General features: G+C 69.5%; 12 protein-coding genes. 7 read left to right on the top strand and 5 right to left on the bottom strand.

What is annotated here, in order from left to right; genetic code table 11:
* Positions 1-1,414: hypothetical protein (locus M0R80_14680; GenBank protein MCK9460881.1), on the top strand; the 1,414-nt coding region annotated here is incomplete at its 5' end.
* A gap of 1 nt (position 1,415) precedes the next feature.
* Here M0R80_14680 and M0R80_14675 read toward each other — a convergent pair.
* A complete protein-coding gene (locus M0R80_14675) occupies positions 1,416-2,186 on the bottom strand; it encodes a hypothetical protein (GenBank protein ID MCK9460880.1) in 771 nt (256 codons plus the stop codon).
* Positions 2,187-2,598: 412 nt separating this feature from the next.
* On the opposite strand from M0R80_14675, the gene M0R80_14670 reads away from it, so the two are divergent.
* Positions 2,599-3,192, top strand: coding sequence for a hypothetical protein (locus M0R80_14670; GenBank protein ID MCK9460879.1), 594 nt, complete (start codon positions 2,599-2,601; stop codon positions 3,190-3,192).
* Positions 3,193-3,208: 16 nt separating this feature from the next.
* Here the strand turns inward: M0R80_14670 and M0R80_14665 are convergent, their stop codons facing one another.
* Positions 3,209-4,255, bottom strand: a complete 1,047-nt coding sequence (locus M0R80_14665; protein MCK9460878.1) for a VWA domain-containing protein — start codon at positions 4,253-4,255, stop codon at positions 3,209-3,211.
* 143 nt (positions 4,256-4,398) lie between these two features.
* Between M0R80_14665 and M0R80_14660 the strand changes: the two genes are divergently transcribed.
* On the top strand, positions 4,399-4,761 hold the full coding sequence (locus tag M0R80_14660) for a hypothetical protein (protein MCK9460877.1): 363 nt from the start codon (positions 4,399-4,401) through the stop codon (positions 4,759-4,761).
* Here M0R80_14660 and M0R80_14655 read toward each other — a convergent pair.
* A complete protein-coding gene (locus tag M0R80_14655; protein MCK9460876.1) occupies positions 4,758-5,540 on the bottom strand; it encodes a glutamine amidotransferase in 783 nt (260 codons plus the stop codon). The genes M0R80_14660 and M0R80_14655 overlap by 4 nt on opposite strands.
* 124 nt (positions 5,541-5,664) lie before the next feature.
* Here M0R80_14655 and polA point away from each other — a divergent pair, with 124 nt between their 5' ends.
* Positions 5,665-8,385 carry a DNA polymerase I gene (gene polA / locus M0R80_14650; GenBank protein MCK9460875.1) on the top strand — a complete coding sequence of 907 codons (2,721 nt, stop codon included), beginning with the start codon at positions 5,665-5,667 and terminating at the stop codon, positions 8,383-8,385.
* 34 nt (positions 8,386-8,419) lie between these two features.
* Positions 8,420-9,160: a hypothetical protein gene (locus M0R80_14645; GenBank protein MCK9460874.1), complete on the top strand. Its 741-nt coding sequence runs from the start codon at positions 8,420-8,422 to the stop codon at positions 9,158-9,160.
* Here the strand turns inward: M0R80_14645 and M0R80_14640 are convergent.
* Together M0R80_14640 and M0R80_14635 are read right to left on the bottom strand one after the other, a co-directional pair.
* The gene (locus tag M0R80_14640; protein MCK9460873.1) at positions 9,120-10,556 is read right to left on the bottom strand and encodes an IS66 family transposase; all 1,437 of its coding nucleotides are present in this window, start codon (positions 10,554-10,556) and stop codon (positions 9,120-9,122) included. The two genes, M0R80_14645 and M0R80_14640, sit on opposite strands and share 41 nt — an antisense overlap.
* Before the next feature lie 127 nt (positions 10,557-10,683).
* Positions 10,684-11,175 (bottom strand): hypothetical protein, encoded by a 492-nt coding sequence (locus M0R80_14635; GenBank protein ID MCK9460872.1) that lies wholly within the window; start codon positions 11,173-11,175, stop codon positions 10,684-10,686.
* Between the two features lie 144 nt (positions 11,176-11,319).
* On the opposite strand from M0R80_14635, the gene M0R80_14630 reads away from it, so the two are divergent.
* Both M0R80_14630 and M0R80_14625 read left to right on the top strand, forming a co-directional pair.
* Positions 11,320-14,070, top strand: a complete 2,751-nt coding sequence (locus tag M0R80_14630; GenBank protein MCK9460871.1) for a hypothetical protein — start codon at positions 11,320-11,322, stop codon at positions 14,068-14,070.
* Between the two features lie 52 nt (positions 14,071-14,122).
* Complete coding sequence (locus M0R80_14625) at positions 14,123-15,298, top strand: hypothetical protein (GenBank protein ID MCK9460870.1); 1,176 nt, start codon at positions 14,123-14,125, stop codon at positions 15,296-15,298.
* Positions 15,299-15,325 lie beyond the last annotated feature (27 nt).

Raw genomic sequence — 15,325 nt, 5'->3', positions numbered from 1 at the left:
GACCCGCCACTTCGACGGCCAGCCCGCAGGCGCGGGGCCGAACCAGCTGCTCAACGATACGGCCGTCGGCCAGCACCGCTGCGGGAGCGGCGAGGCGTTGGCGAGCCCGTTCGTCGTCGAGTGGGACGCGACGGATCTGTCGACCTTCGAGGCCAAGGCGTCGCGCGATATCGTTTTCGTCAAGTACGGGAACTGCGCGATCGAGCTCCTGTACGGCTGCTCGGACAACGGGATCCCGGGCCGCTACGGCCGCTACCAGGAGCCGACGTTCACGAGCGGCACGGTCGAGAGCTTCACGATGCGGAACGAGGACGAGGTCTGGGCGAAGCTGCCGCTCGGCGCGGCCAAGTTCGGGGGCTCCGTCCAGGTGGGGGAGTCGCTCGAGCTCAAGTATTTCGTCAGCGGCGCGGTCAACGCGACCCGCAACTACATCGAGCGGCCTTCGATCGCGGACAACCCGCGCTGCCAGGGCGCGACCCACTTCGTCTCGGCGTACAACCTCGGCGCCTTCGAGCTGCTCGCCCACAAGGGCGCGACCGCCGGCGTCGACGTGGGCGTCCAGGGCGGGGCGGGGGTCGGCGGCTCGACGTCGAGCGCGAGCTCGAACCTGAAGCAGGGCGGCGCCCTCGACAGCTGCACGACCGAGGCGCAGCGCCAGTGCCGCGTGCCGATCCGGCTCGTGCTGCAGGCGATCGACGAGGTCGCGCCGACGCTCGACGGGACGGCGGCCCCGGCCGGGCCGATCATCCCGCCCGTCGATCCGGCGCCCGCGTACGACGACACGCCCGCAGCCCGGGCGTACAAGCTCCGCCAGAGCGCGACCCAGAAGGAGCAGGCCGGCGACGGGCAGGGGTGCCTCGACGACCTCGAGCGCGCGAAGAAGCTCGAGGACACGCTGCAGTCACGCAAGACGACCATGTACACGGGCGCCCTGTGCAAGATGCGCGTCGGCAGGTGCGACGAGGGCAAGAAGCTCATGCGGCAGTACCTCGCGAACCTGGACGAGCAGCACAAGGTCACCGACGCGCAGCTCGACCTCCAGATCGACACGATGGCGAAGTCGAAGTGCCCGGTGTCGGCGCAGAAGGACATCGCCGGCATGACGACCGCGCTCATGACCCAGGTGTCGGAGCAGCAGCAGAAGGGCGACGCGGCGGGGTGCAAGGCGACCGCGGAAGAGGCGAAGAAGCTCGTCGCGAAGGAGAAGCCCACGGACGTCCAGCAGAAGAACATGCTCTTGAGCGTCGTGATGATGGCCGCGCAGTGCCTCGCCGCGCTCGAGAACTGCAAGGGCGCGAAGAAGCTGTGGTTCGAGTACTACGATCTCCAGTTCAAGGGCACGATGCCCGAGGCGGAGCTCAAGGCCGCGGCGGAGATGACCTTCGGCAACCTGCCGTCGTGCAAGGGCAAGTAGATCAGAACTCCACCTGCAACCGCAGGCCGCCGCCGTTGCCCTGGGGATCGACGAACAGCGACAGCGACGCGGTGGCGGGGTCGAACGGCGCGAGGATCTCGTCCTTCCGCTGCAGCAGCTCCTGCCGCTTCTTCCCGCGGCTGCCGGTGATGAGCAGCGGCACGCCGATGGCGATCCCCGCGATCCCGGTGATGAGCATCGTCCACAGCGCTACCCGCTGCGGATGTTCTCCGAAGTTCTCCGCGTCCTCCTGCTCCTCCTTGCTGGAGTATCCGTCGTACTGGCCGTCGTCGTTGTCGTAGTCTCTGTCGCTCCATTCGCGAGCGTCGTCCACGAGGACATGGAAAAAGTAGATGACCATGGTAACGAGGCTGACGCCGCCGATGGCGACGAGCGCGATCCCTCCGGACTTCTGGTTGCGGTAGCTGTCGTACTTCTCCTCGGAGAAATCGTTCCCCTCGACCGCCATCGCGCGCTCGAGGCGGATGACGTCGCGTTCGTGGCGCTTCATCTTGCGTTCGACGCGCCTCATCTCGACAGGGTCGTATTGCGGGTACACCGCGCTCGGCGGTGCCACCTGGTGCAAACCCCACTGCGGGGCGGGCGCGGGCGCCGGAGCCGGGGCGGGCGCAGGAGCGGCTTCGGCGGGAATGGGAGCCGGCGCGGGAGCGGCGGCCGGTGCCGGTTCCGTCGACGGCTCCGTTTCCTGCGCGAAGGCGGGCAGACAACACGTTGTCAGCAGGACGCCGACGGCCATCGAAAGCGCTTTCATCGTGGGCTCCTTCCGTATCGTGATTCGAGCATTCTAGCTCGCACGGGACTTGGCGAGAAGCGTTCCGGTCAGAAAGTCACCTGCAGCTGTAGCCCGCCGCCGAACCGCCGGTTGCGGCACGCCTCGTACTTCTCCTGCGAGAACCCGTTTCCCTCGCGGCTCATCACGCGGAAAGACGTCGGGGCCCTGTGCCGACGCGTCGAGGGCCGGGAGGACGATCGCCGTGGCGACGAGCGGTGCGATTCTGTGCATCATCTCCGTTTTCCTTTCCTCGCTACGCTTCCCGGATCCCTCCCTTTGCACGAAGAGTGCCAGCACGGATCTCTCCGTCGAATCGCGGGATGGGCGGCGTGACCGTGAATTTCAGGCACAGGGGCTGTGCCGCGCGCGCACGCGTGATACGACTTCGTCGATGGATGCGAACGCCACAGCGGCGATCTTCTCGCTCGAGCGGTACCGCACGCAGTGGGGGCACCTGCCGCTCGTCTTCGCGCCGTTCCTCGGCGTCACGGCCGCCGCGATCGTTCTCCATGCGCTCGAACCGTACATGCCCGAAGCGCTCGCAACGGCGCTGCTCTCCGCGGTCGGGGCCGCCTTCGCGGTGTTCGTCCTCACGCTGCCCCGGACGTGGCGGCGGTGGCGTGCGCGCGGGCGCCTCGAGCTGCGCCTCGACGGGGGCGGGATCCGGCTGGTCGATCCGGGGTCGCAGGCGATCGTCGGGCGGTGCGCGGCGACACCGGACGGCGTCGGGACCGGCGAGTTCCTCTACGCGGTGAACGCGCGGTTCGCGGGAGGCACGTATCGGGCGCCGGCGATAGTGCTCCGCTGCGACGGGCGGTCACCTATGACCGTCGGCGTGCAGGGCAGCCGGCTGACGTGGCGCGATCCGGAGGAGCGCCTGGCGCGGCCGGACTACCTCATGGGCGCCGCGGAGTGGGAGACGCTCGTCGAGATGATCGGCATGGCGGATCGGCTGGTGACGGTGCTCGACGCGCGGGCGGGCTAGGAGCGCGGCTCGAGGGCTACTCGATGGGCGGCATCTCGTCGCACGCGAGTTCGATCGAGTCGAGCATCGTCGCGATGGCGCCGTCGAGGTCCTCCTCGCAGATGCTCGCCCACGTGCCGTAGTCGCCGGTGTAGGTCAGGAACTCGTGCAGCCGCGGCGCGTCCGAGGCGCCGCCGAAGGTGCTCGTGCAGCTCTCGCTCTCGGGGCCCGAAATGACGCCGAACACCATGTAGTTGTACGACGGCTTGATCGTGAGGAAGATATCGGCGTAGAGGCCGAGATCGGCGGCGTTGCCCTCGGACCAGATGTCGTCCTGGAACGACTCGGGGTAGGTGTCGGCGCGCGACTGGTCGTCCTCGTCCGTGAGGATGATCGCGACGAACAGGGCGTCGTCCCGCAGGAAGCCCGCGTTCTCCGCGTCGATGTGGCCGTCCTCGAAGTCCCACTCGGCAAGGCCGGGCGTCATGCCGCGCCGGATCGCCTCGAGGGGCATCTCCTCCGAGAAGCCGGACGTGCCGAGCTCGGCCACGCACGCGAACTGCTCCGCCACGTCCGGCGAAGGGCCCTCCATCCAGAGGAGCGGCGGGGGCGTGCAGGCGCCGCCGTCGGCGCGCGGCGTGTTCTGGAGGAAGCCGTCCTCCTCCTCCTCGAGCGGGCAGCCGAACATCGGGACGCATTCGTTGTGGTCCACGCCGGTCGAGATCACGCCGACGTGGTAGTCGATCTGCTCGCCCGAGCCCTGCACCTCGTACGCCTCGATCGCCTCGATGAACCCCTCGAAGTTCGCGATCAGGTTCGCCTGCTCCTCGGACATGCTGCCCGAGTTGTCGATCACGAACAGGATGTCCGCCTTGTCGCACCCCTCGTCGGCGTCGGTGTCGGCGTCCGTGTCCGAGTCGGCGTCCGTGTCCGAGTCGGCGTCCGAATCCGAGTCGGTGTCGGCGTCGGTGTCCGTGTCGGTGTCCGCGTCGCCGTCCGAGCCCGCGCCGCCCCCTTGCTCGCAGGCGGCGGTCGCCGCGAGCGCGATCATGACCATGACGAAGAGCCCCGAAGATGTCCTCATATCCTCACCTCTCGAAAAGAATTATAACACTATCCGTGTCGACCGTTGATTCACGAGCGCGCGCGAGCTCCGCGGGAGCACCCTCTCCCAGGATTGGGTGTGGACGAGTGGGTGTTGTCGGACGTGAAATTCGCGCAGCGATATTGATCTGCGGCGCGCTTGTCGCGGCCTCTGCCTGCGGCGGCGAGGCGCAGCAGGAGGAGTACCGCGAGGCCGCCCTGGTCGCGGGCATCGCCGCGGCGGCCCAGATCGTCCAGACCGCCCGGGCGCAGTCCCCGGACGCGCAGGGCCAGGCGCAGTCGCAGGGACCGTGCTGCGCCGTGTGCCGGACGTGCGAGTTCCCGTGCGGCGACAGCTGCGTCCTGTACGGCACCGTTTGTGTCGATCCGCCGGGGTGCGCTTGCAGCGACTCCTCGGGAGAGGGTAGGCACCAGCCCCGGGAGGCCGGGCCGCCGTACGGCTGTCCCACCGGACCGACCGTGATAGCCCCGGTTCCCCTGAACTAGCCGTCGCCTCCCAGCACCCAGCGCACGCTGCGCTCGAAGAGCCGCGCGTAGAGGCACCCGATCTCGACGGTCGCCGATCCGTCCGCCGCGACGGCGATCCGCGGCACGCCCCAGTCGACGAGGCCGCCGACCCAATGCGGGGCAACGTCGCCCGCGTAGCACGCGATCCTCCCGGAGCCCGCGGATCCGACGACGAGCAGCGGGTGGCTCCCGACGGGCGCGAACGCGACTCCGTCCGCGGACGGGCGCGCCTCGTGCTCCCGGACCTCGAGTACCACCGTGGCGCCGCGGGCGGCGTCGATTGCGTTGAAGCCGGTCACGCACGGCAGATCGCGATCCAGAGGGAGGCCGTCCGTGATCTCGTGCGGGTGCCCCGGTCCGGGCGAGACGACGCACGGCCGCCAGCTGTTGTGCCGGTCGTCCTCGGCGGACAGAAGGACCGGCAGGAGCGCCGCGAGCGGCGTGCGCTGGTAGCCCGCGCCGCGGCCGACGTACGACTCCCACCCGCCGATCACGAGCAGGCCGAGGCCGCCGCGCACGGCTTCGCACAGCGCTTCCAGTTGCGCGACCGAGAAGTTGCGCGACGGGTAGTCGCTCAGGATCACCGCGCCGTACCCGCGCCCGGGCGCGCCGCCGGGAAACGGCTCGGCCGACGGCACGTGGTCGAACGGGATTCCCGCGTGCGCGAGGACGCCGCACAGGTAGCGCGCCGCGCCTTCTCTCACGCCGTCGCCGCAGTAGAGGACGCGGCGGCGGGGAGGGCTGGTTTCACTCGGCATGGTTTCGAAGATAGCCGGAACGGGGAATGGACGGAATGGACGAAGTGGACGGAATGGGCGAAATGGACGGGGCGGGGCGGGGCGGCGCCTTGACCGGGACGCCGCATCCGCGCTACCGAAGGGCATGGCCGAATCATCTGGAAAGCGCGTGCCGCTCCCCTGGCCCGAGGGGACCGAGATCCTGTACCTCGTCGACATCTCGTCGTTCGTTTTCCGCGCGTACTATTCGGTCAAGGGGCTCTCGACCGCGCGCGGCGAGCCGACGAACGCGCTGTTCGGCGTCGCGAACATGCTCGTGTCGCTCTTCAAGGACTACGAGCCGTCGCACGTCGCGGTCGCGATGGACTCGCGCACGCCGACCTTCCGGCGCGAGATCTACCCCGCGTACAAGGCGAACCGGCCGCCGCCGCCCGAGGATCTCAAGGTGCAGTTCCCGTTCGTGCGCGAGCTCGTCGAGGCGTTCGACCTCGCGGTGCTCCAGCGCGACGGCTTCGAGGCGGACGACCTGATCGCCACCGCGGCCCGAACGGCGGTGCGAAGCGGCCTCAAGGTCGTCGTCGTCTCTGCGGACAAGGATCTCATGCAGCTCGTCGGGCCGGACGTCGTCATGCTCGACACCATGAAGGAGAAGCTCTGGGACGCGGCCGCGGTCGAGGAGAAGTGGGGCGTGCCCCCTTCGCTCCTCGGCGACCTGCTCGCGATAGGCGGCGACAGCTCGGACAACATCCCGGGCGTGCCGCGCGTGGGCCCGAAGACTGCGGCGCCGCTCCTCGCCGAGCACGGGGGGCTCGAGCAGCTGCTTGCGAACCTGGACAAGCTCGGCTCCAAGGCGCTCGCGGCGCGGCTCGCGGAGCACGCCGAGGCGGCCCGAATGTCGCGCCGGCTCGTCGAGCTCGCCGAGGTGGAAGGCGCCGTCGATCTCGGGGCGACGCGCCACGGCCCGCCGTCGAAGGAGCGGCTCGGCCCGGTGCTCGACAGGTTCGAGCTGAAGCGGCTCAAGGAGCGGCTGTTCGGGGTCGACGCCGAGCCGAGGCCGCCCGCGCCCGACGTCGAGTACCGCACGATCGCGACGCTCGACGGGCTGCGCGCCGCAGCGGAAGAGATCCGCGCCGCGGGCCGGTTCGCGGTGGACCTCGAGACGACGTCGGTCTCGCCGGTCCTCGCGGAGATCGTGGGCGTCGCGCTCTCGTGGAGGCCGCTCGAGGCGGCGTACGTGCCGATCGCGCACGCCGCCGGGCCGTCGCTGCCCCTCGCCGACGTGCTCGCGGCGCTGAGGCCGCTGCTCGAGGATCCGTCGCTCGGCGCGGTGGCGCAGAACGCCAAGTACGAGGAGATCATCTTCCGGCGGCACGGCGTCCGCATGGCGAATGTCGCCTTCGACCCCATGCTCGCCTCGTACCTGCTGCGCGGCGAGGGCAGGGCGCACAACCTCGACGCGCTCGCGAAGGAGATCCTCGGGCGCTCCACCGTCACCTACGAGGAGGTGACCGAGAAGGCGCGCGGCACCCAGCTCGCGTTCGCCGAGGTGACCGTGGAGCGCGCCACGCGGTACTCCGGCGAGGACGCGGAGGTCGCGCTCGCCCTCGCGGACGCCATGGCGCCGCGCATCGAGGCCGCGGGGCTCCGCTCGCTGCTCGCCGACGTCGAGCTCCCGCTCGGGCGCGTGCTCGCCGCGATGGAGCTCGCGGGCGTCCGGATCGACGCCGATCTGCTCGGCGAGATGTCGATCGACTACGCCGTCGCGCTCGCCGCGCTCGAGAAGGACGCGTACGCCGCGGCCGGCCACGAGCTGAACCTCGCGTCGCCGAAGCAGCTCCAGCAGGTCCTGTTCGAGGAGCTCGGCCTGCCTTCGCAGCGCAAGACCAAGACCGGCTACTCGACCGACTCCGAGGTGCTCGAGCTGCTCGCGCCCTTGCACCCGCTGCCCGCCATCCTCGTGGAGCACAGGCTCCTCGCCAAGCTGAAGGGCACGTACCTCGACGCGCTGCCGCGCCTCGTCAACCCGGCCACGGGCCGGATCCACACGAGCTTCAACCAGACCGTCACGGCGACGGGGCGGCTGTCGAGCTCGAACCCCAACCTCCAGAACATCCCGATCCGCACGGACCGGGGCCGCGACATCCGGCGCGCGTTCGTAGCGGAGCCCGGCAACGTGCTGCTCTCGGCCGACTACTCGCAGATCGAGCTGCGCGTGCTCGCCCACATCTCCGAGGACGCGGAGCTCGTGGCCGCGTTCCGTGCCGGGGAGGACGTGCACGCGAGGACCGCGCGCGCCGTGTTCGGGATCCCGGCGGGCGCCGAGGTGCCGCGGGAGAAGCGCGCCCAGGCCAAGGCGATCAACTTCGGCGTGATCTACGGCAAGACCGAGTTCTCGCTCGCCAAGGAGCTCGGGATCCCACGGGGAGAGGCTCGGCGGTTCATCGACGGCTACTTCGCGCTGCACGTCGGGGTGGCGCGGTACATGGAGGAGACGATCGCGTCGGCCCGCGAGACCCTGTCGGTCGCGACGATGCTCGGGCGGCGCCGCGAGCTCCCGGATCTCGCGTCCGCGAACCACAACGTGCGGCAGGCGGCGGAGCGCATGGCGCGCAACACGCCGATCCAGGGCACGGCCGCGGACCTCCTCAAGCTGGCGATGATCCGCGTGGACCGAAGGCTCGCCGCGGAGCGGCTCCGGGCCCGGATGATCCTGACGGTGCACGACGAGCTCGTGCTCGAGGTTCCGGAAGACGAGGTCGATCGCGCGAAAACGGCCGTCCGAGAAGAGATGGAAAATGCACTAGAGTTGCGGGTGCCGCTCGTGGTCGACACCGGCGTCGGGCAGAGCTGGGCCGAAGCCCACTGAGCAAGGCGGAGACAAACCTGAGGAGGAAGACGAGATGATGAAGTCTAACGCCATGTATTTGCTATTCATTATTGCCTTCGCCATTTCGTGCGCGGAGTCGCACGAGGGGGAGCCGGAGGACACGGACACCGGGGCGGACACGGACACCGACACCGATTCGGATATCGACACGGATTGCGACACGGACACGGACTCCGACACCGACACCGAGTGCGAGTGCTTCAACGACACGTTGCCGTGCTGCGACGGCTGCAACTACTACGGGACGGATCACGTCTGCGAGCCGGAGGCCGAGGAGGTGCTGGTCTGCGGCGACGAGCCGAGCTGCGGCGACATCGTGCTGGCGAAGTACAGGCAGCGCTACTGCACCGGGGACCAGGGGCTCTGCGCCGGCGAGTTGGGCGACGGGCTCGCGGACGGCGGCGTGGCCGAGGAGTGCGGCGACAACGAGACGTGCGAGAACTCGGCGGACGCGGGCACGGCCGAGTGCCAGGCCGATCTCGTGACCTGCCCGATCGGGTTCGGCGACAGGTTCTGCCAGGCCGGCGGCACGCTGAACGATTGTGGGACGTTCGCGGTCGAGTGCACGACCCCGACGACCCACGACGAGGCGGTCGAAGTGGCTGACTTCGGCGTCGGCGAGGTCGTCAAGCTGGAGATCACGACGAACGATCGCGTGGGGCTCCTGCCGCGTAACTGTTTAGCGGATTCCCATGATGATAGCGGAAAGGCAATCAAGCTGCGAGGTCTTCTGCTGGCAGCGCGGGCAGCGTGAGCTGTTCGCCGCGGGCCAGGGAAGCGCGCAGCGCGCGTTCGAGGTAGTCGAGCGGGTCGACGCCGCGCATTTCGAGGGTGCGGAAGATCGACATCAGCTCGGCCTGGATCTCGGCGCCCGCCTCGGAGCGGTTGCCGCCGTAGTTCTTGCGCATGACGACCGCCGGGCGGATCGCCCGCTCGCCGTGGTTGTTGGTCGCGTCGACGTTGTCGCGCTCGAGGAAGACGAGCAGCTCGTCGCGGTGCCGCTCGAGCCGTCGCGCGAGGCGGTAGCAGTCCTTGTCCGCGTAGTCGCCGCCCCACAGTTCGGACAAGCGGTCGTGCAGACGCCGCCACCGGCGGTCGTACTCCGCGTCGTCGTATTTCGCGCGGTCCACGCCGAGGCGCAGCGCGTCTTTCAGGAAACGCTTCGCCTTGGCCGCGAAGCCGCGCCACTCCTCGCCGGCGTTGCGCAAGCCGACCTTCTCGAGCTCGCGCAAGAGGTGCGCGAGGCACTTCTGCTTGGCAGCGGCGCAGAGGAAGCCGTACGCGGCGAAGAAGTCCGTCACGAGCACGCCCGAGAAGCACTCACCGAGGACGCGGCGCACCACCTTCGACCCGCGCGTCTTGTCGATCACGTAGTACACGGCGCTCTTCGTCGCGAAGCACCACAGCCAGCACGTCCGGCCGTCGACGCGCCAGCCGGTCTCGTCCGCGTGCAGCACCCCGGCCCCGCGGATCTCCTCCCAGATCGCCGTGTGCATCGGCGCGAGCGCGTCGGCCAATCGCCGCCACGCCTGCGTCAGGCCGCCGACCGTAACCGGGAAACCGTGGGCGCGCTTCAGGTACTTCACGACCGCGTGCGCTGGCGTCCCGAGCGCGTAGTGCATCCACGCCGCGAGCAGCACGACCCGCAGGCCGAGCGTCGAGCGCGGCAGAGCGGCGTCCACGCGTGCCTCGACGTACTTCTTGCACTTCGGGCACCAGGCGCCCTCGATGCCGTGTGCCGTCACCTCGGGCTCGCTTTTCGGAGGCAGGTCGTGCGTGGTGCGCGTCCGCGTCTTCTTCGGCTTGTCGCGCAGGTCGGTGCCGCAGTCGGGGCAGTGCACGAGCGGGTGACTCTCGAAGCGGTTCGGCTCGAGCGCTGCGCGGTGCGACCCCGCGTGCCCCTTCTTCCGGCCGGGCTTCTTGCGCTTGCCCTTCTTGTTCTTCTTGTGGAACGGCGGCGTCATCCCCGACGGCGTGGACGGGTCGGTCGGCGGCTTGCCCTCGTACCGCGCGAGCTTTGCCTCCAGCTCCACGACCCGCGCCTTCAGCTCGGCGTTCTCGCGCCGCAGCGCCTCGTTCTCGCGCCGCAGCTCGGCAACTTCGCTCCGAAGCTCGTCGACGAGGGCCAGAACCGCTGGGTCGATGATCAACACAACCATTGTAGATCACGGCGGGAAAAAGATTGGAACCCGGGATCAACACCACGATCCGATCCGATCCCATTATCTTTGTTTTCGGCGGCGCGGCGGCCTCAAACGAGCGGTTCATTGGACTCGGCTAAACAGTTACGAACGACGACGCGAGCAGGCTGTTGGAGGTCGTGACCGCGACGAACTCGCAGCCCATGTACGACTTCGAGCTGACCGCCTGCAGGCAGGAGTTCGTGCACTCGCCGCCGACGCAGGTGTCGCCGTCCTCGCACGTCTCGACGAACGTGCCGGACGAGCCTTCGCCGTTGCAGAGCCAGACGTCGTCGCCGACGCAGTACGGCTCGCCGGGCGGGCACGCGACGCACCCGAGGATCGGATCGCAGAACGGGATCTCGCCGGTGCACTCCTCCTCGAGCGCCCAAGCGCCGCCCTCGCACTCGTAGAACGCGTCGCCCTGGCACTCGTGCTGCCCGTCCTCGCAGTCCGCGTCGGTGTCGGTGTCGGTGTCCCCGTCGCCCGCGCCGGCGCTCGACGCGCCCTCGCAGGCTTCCAGCCACGAGAGCGAGGCGAGCAGCAGTGCGGTCGCGAGCCACCGGAAGTCGATTGCGAGCTCTCTCATGCGCACCTCCTGTAGATGAAAGTGTACCGGAAGGCCGAAAAGGATGTCGCCTTTGCGACGATCTGACCCGAAAACATGCGACGAGCGGTCCTTTCGATCTGGTGCCATAATCATGGAAATGGGTTTGACCAAAGGAGCTCGAACATGAGGGGATTCACGGCTCTCCTTTTTCCGGCGATCTTCGCTGGCCCTGCGGCCCTCGCCGCGCTGCTCGCGTTCGCGGGATGCGACTCGGGCAAGGGAGGCGGATCCGATTCGGACTCGGACTCGGACTCGGATTCGGACTCGGATTCGGACACGGACGGCGACACCGACACGGACGCCGACACGGACACGGATTCCGACACCGACTCGGACGGCGACACCGACCTGATGCTGCCGACCGACTTCTGCAACGACGACGGCTGGTGCTGGGAGAACCCGACGCCCCACGGCAACACCCTGCGCGCGGTGTGGATCAACGGCCCGGGCGACGTCTGGTTCGGGGGCGACGGCGGGCGGATCCTGCGCACCGACGGCGAGAGCTGGTACGAGTGGAGCTCGGGGAGCGCCTCCGACTCGTTCCGCTCCCTGTGGGGGACCGGCCCGACGAACATGTTCGCGCTGAGCTCCGCGAGCCTCATGCACTTCGACGGCACGTGGTCCCAGATCCTGAGCTACTCCGGGCTGACCGACCTCCAGGGGTTCGGCACGGACGACCTCTGGGTCTGCGGCTACGGCACGGTGCGCCACTGGACCGGCGCGACCTGGGAGAGCTTCGACTTCGGCACCACCTACCTGCAGGCGATCTTCGGCCTGGGCCCGGACGACATCTGGGTCGCCGGCAACGACGGCGCGATCTTCCACTGGGACGGCCTCGACTGGGAGGATCACACGCAGGTCACGACCGACGACTACGCCGACGCCTGGGGCTCCGCGAGCGACGACGTGTACTTCGTGAGCGGCGCAAACCCGGTGTTCACGCACTGGAACGGCAGCGCGTTCGAGGTGATCGACTCGGGCCTGTACTCGGGCTGGAGCTCGATCTCCGGCACCGCGGCCGACGACGTCTGGGTCATGGGCGGCGCAGGCATCATCGCGCACTACGACGGCGGGTTCTGGAACGACGTGTCCCTGGACACCACGACCTGGGGCGTGACCGACATCCACGTCGCCGCCGGCGCGGGCCCGTGGGTCGTGGGGGTGTACGGCCTGATGTGCGACCGCGAGGGGAGCGCCTGGTCGTGCAGCGACGCCGTGACCTACGACACGATCCTCGATCTGTGGGGGGCCTCGAGCGACGCGGTGACCGCCATGGGGATGTACGGGCCGTCCGCGAGCCGCGGCGCGGGCGGTTGGAGCGCCGAGACCCCGACGGCGCCCTACTACATGAACGGCGTGTGGCAGACCGGGGCCGACGACGCGTGGGGGTACAGGGACGACTACAGCGACGACCAGCTGCACTTCTACCGCTGGGACGGCGCGGCGTGGAACGAGACGCCCGTGGAGGTGCCGCGCGGGATACGGGACGTGTGGGTCGACGACGACGGCCAGGCGTGGGCCGTGGGGCTCGGCGGCCTCGCGTGCCACTTCGACGGATCGAGCTGGACGTGCGGCGGCGCGGGCACGAGCTACGACCTCTACGCGGTGTTCGGCGTCTCGGCCGATGACGTGTGGGCCGTGGGCGAGTCCGGCGCTGCGGTCCACTGGAACGGCTCGGCGTGGTCGTCCTCCGCCACCGGATCGACCGACGACCTCGTCACGGTGTGGGGCGCGGCGAGCGACGACGTCTGGGCCGCCGGGGACTGGGGCGGCGAGGCGTACCACTACACCGGCACGTGGGCCGTGGTGTCGATCCCGAGCGCCACTCAGGTGTTCGACATCTACGGTTTCGCGACGAACGACGTCTGGGCCGTGGGCTACAGCGGCCAGGCCGCGCACTGGGACGGCGCGATCTGGACCGACGTGGACACCGGGATCTCCGATCAGCTCTACTCGGTCTGGGGCGCGGCGACCGACGACGTCTGGGCGGTCGGCGAGCACGGCGCCCTGGTCCACTGGAACGGCGCGGCGTGGGCCGAGGACACGTCGATCGACGACTGGTACATGCGGGCCGTGGGCGGCACGGGCGCGGACGACGCGTGGATCGTCACGAGCTACTCGAGCGCCATGTACCGAAACACGGGATCCGGGTGGGTCGCGGTGACGAGCTCCCTGACCGAGAGCGGCGTCAACCTGCAAGGCGTGTTCGGCAACGCCGCCGGGGATCTGTGGGTCGTCGACGCGGAGGGCGGCTCCTACTCCCGCATCGGCGAGGACTGGACGCGCCACGGCTTCGCGGACGAGACCGACGCCGTGGTGACCGACGTCGCCGCCGTGGGGACGGACGACGTCTGGGCCACGGTCGCGGAGGGGCTCCTCCTGCACTACGACGGCGCCGCGTGGAGGCTCCATCCCGCCCCCGGCGCGTCCCGGCTCGACGCGGTGCACGGACAGGGGCCGGGCCTGGTCTGGGCCGTCGGCGACGGGCTCCTCGCGTGGGACGGCGCGGGCTGGGAGCGGCTGGCCGACATCGCCACCGACACCACCGTCGTCGAGTACGTGGGGATTTACGGCGTGTCGGACTCGCAGATCCAGTTCCTGCACCGGGACGGCACGCTTTACGAGTGGGACGGCGCGGCGATCGACACCGTGGCCACGGTCCCCGACTACGCCACCTACATGGACGCGCACTTCCTCGGGATCGACGATCTCTGGGCCGTGGGCGCGGCGGGCGCGATCCTGCGCTGGGACGGCACGACCGTCGATCAGGCCGAGAGCCTCACGGGGAACACCCTGATGGCCGTGTTCGCCGTTCCCGACGGCCACGTCTTCGCGGGCGGCTACGCGGGCACGATCCTCCACCTCGCGCCGTAGGCTGCGGGCGATTTCCGATCCTCCGCCGGGCGCGCCCTGCTAGAATTCGGCCATGGCACACCACCACGAAACGAAGCTTTTCGCGCTCGCGGTCGCCGGGTTCTTCGCGATCGGGCTCTCGCCGGCCTGCGCCGAGGTCCAGTCGGCCGGTGTCAGCGACGGCGACACCGATTCGGATTCCGACTCGGACGCGGACTCCGACTCGGACGTGGATTCGGACACGGACACGGATTCGGACACGGATTCGGACACGGACACGGATTCGGACACGGATTCCGATACGGACTCGGACACGGACGCCGACGGCGGCGCGGACACGGACACCGACACCGACACGGATTCGGACGCCGACCCCTGTCCCTACGAGTGCTACTCGGTCTCGCTGTGCGCGCTGGTCGGCGTCGTCGCGGATGAGTACGCGTGCGCGGACGCGGACGACGTGTGCTGCGAGGTCGGCGGCGTCGACACCGACACGTGCCCGTGCACGTCCGGGGCGTGCTGCGACGGGTGCGACTTCCTCGGGAGCGACGCGCAGTGCGACGCGACGGCGGTGTCGACCGAGTACGGCTGCGCGTCGACCGCGTGCGGCGGCGACGTCCGGGAGCGGAGCTCGTTCCGCTACTGCTCGGGCTCGTCCGCCGTCTGCGACGACTCGAACCTCCAGGCCGAGGCGTGGCACCCGACGACCGACTGCACCGACGATCAGAAGTGCGTGTCCTCCGAGGGTGCGGCGTGGTGCGCGGACGATCCCTCGTGCAGCGGGTGCACGCAGGGCGCGAACGTGGCGACGTCGGCGACGCCCGCGTCGAGCGGCGGCGGGACCGCGGTGGGGTACGACGTCACCGAGATGAACGACGGCAACCTCCAGGCGAGCTGCACGTTCCACTGGGTGACCACGAGCACGAGCCCCGGCGGGCAGTACATCCAGTACACCTGGTCGTCGGCGCAGACGCTCTGGGGCTTCTGGCTCGACACGAACCACTACACCACCAGCGCGTGCGGATCGGATCCGCGGACGCTCGGCCAGGGCGCGATCCAGTGGTGGAACGGCTCATCGTGGGTCACGGACTCGTCCGTGTCGGGCGCGACCGACGACTGGTCGATCGCGTTCGCGGCGCCGATCACGACGACGTCGCTCCGGATCTACAACATCCTGGTCAACCCGTCCTGCTCGGGCCAGGACACGAACCCGATCATCTACGAGTGGCGGGTCTACGCCTGCGAGTGATCGAGGGCCGATCAGGGAATCTATAGG

This window comes from Pseudomonadota bacterium, from assembly GCA_023229365.1.
Taxonomy (GTDB): Bacteria; Myxococcota_A; Polyangia; order JAAYKL01; family JAAYKL01; genus JALNZK01.
The sequence above is the reverse complement of the archived record's forward strand: the minus strand, read 5'-3'. Positions and strand labels throughout refer to the sequence as shown.

Excerpts from the sequence above, each read along its gene's own strand:
- M0R80_14675 (MCK9460880.1), bottom strand. The coding sequence starts at position 2,186 with ATGAAAGCGCTTTCGATGGCCGTCGGCGTCCTGCTGACAACGTGTTGT.
- M0R80_14670 (MCK9460879.1), top strand. The coding sequence starts at position 2,599 with ATGGATGCGAACGCCACAGCGGCGATCTTCTCGCTCGAGCGGTACCGC.
- M0R80_14665 (MCK9460878.1), bottom strand. The coding sequence starts at position 4,255 with ATGAGGACATCTTCGGGGCTCTTCGTCATGGTCATGATCGCGCTCGCG.
- M0R80_14655 (MCK9460876.1), bottom strand. The coding sequence starts at position 5,540 with ATGCCGAGTGAAACCAGCCCTCCCCGCCGCCGCGTCCTCTACTGCGGC.
- polA (MCK9460875.1), top strand. The coding sequence starts at position 5,665 with ATGGCCGAATCATCTGGAAAGCGCGTGCCGCTCCCCTGGCCCGAGGGG.
- M0R80_14645 (MCK9460874.1), top strand. The coding sequence starts at position 8,420 with ATGATGAAGTCTAACGCCATGTATTTGCTATTCATTATTGCCTTCGCC.
- M0R80_14635 (MCK9460872.1), bottom strand. The coding sequence starts at position 11,175 with ATGAGAGAGCTCGCAATCGACTTCCGGTGGCTCGCGACCGCACTGCTG.
- M0R80_14630 (MCK9460871.1), top strand. The coding sequence starts at position 11,320 with ATGAGGGGATTCACGGCTCTCCTTTTTCCGGCGATCTTCGCTGGCCCT.
- M0R80_14625 (MCK9460870.1), top strand. The coding sequence starts at position 14,123 with ATGGCACACCACCACGAAACGAAGCTTTTCGCGCTCGCGGTCGCCGGG.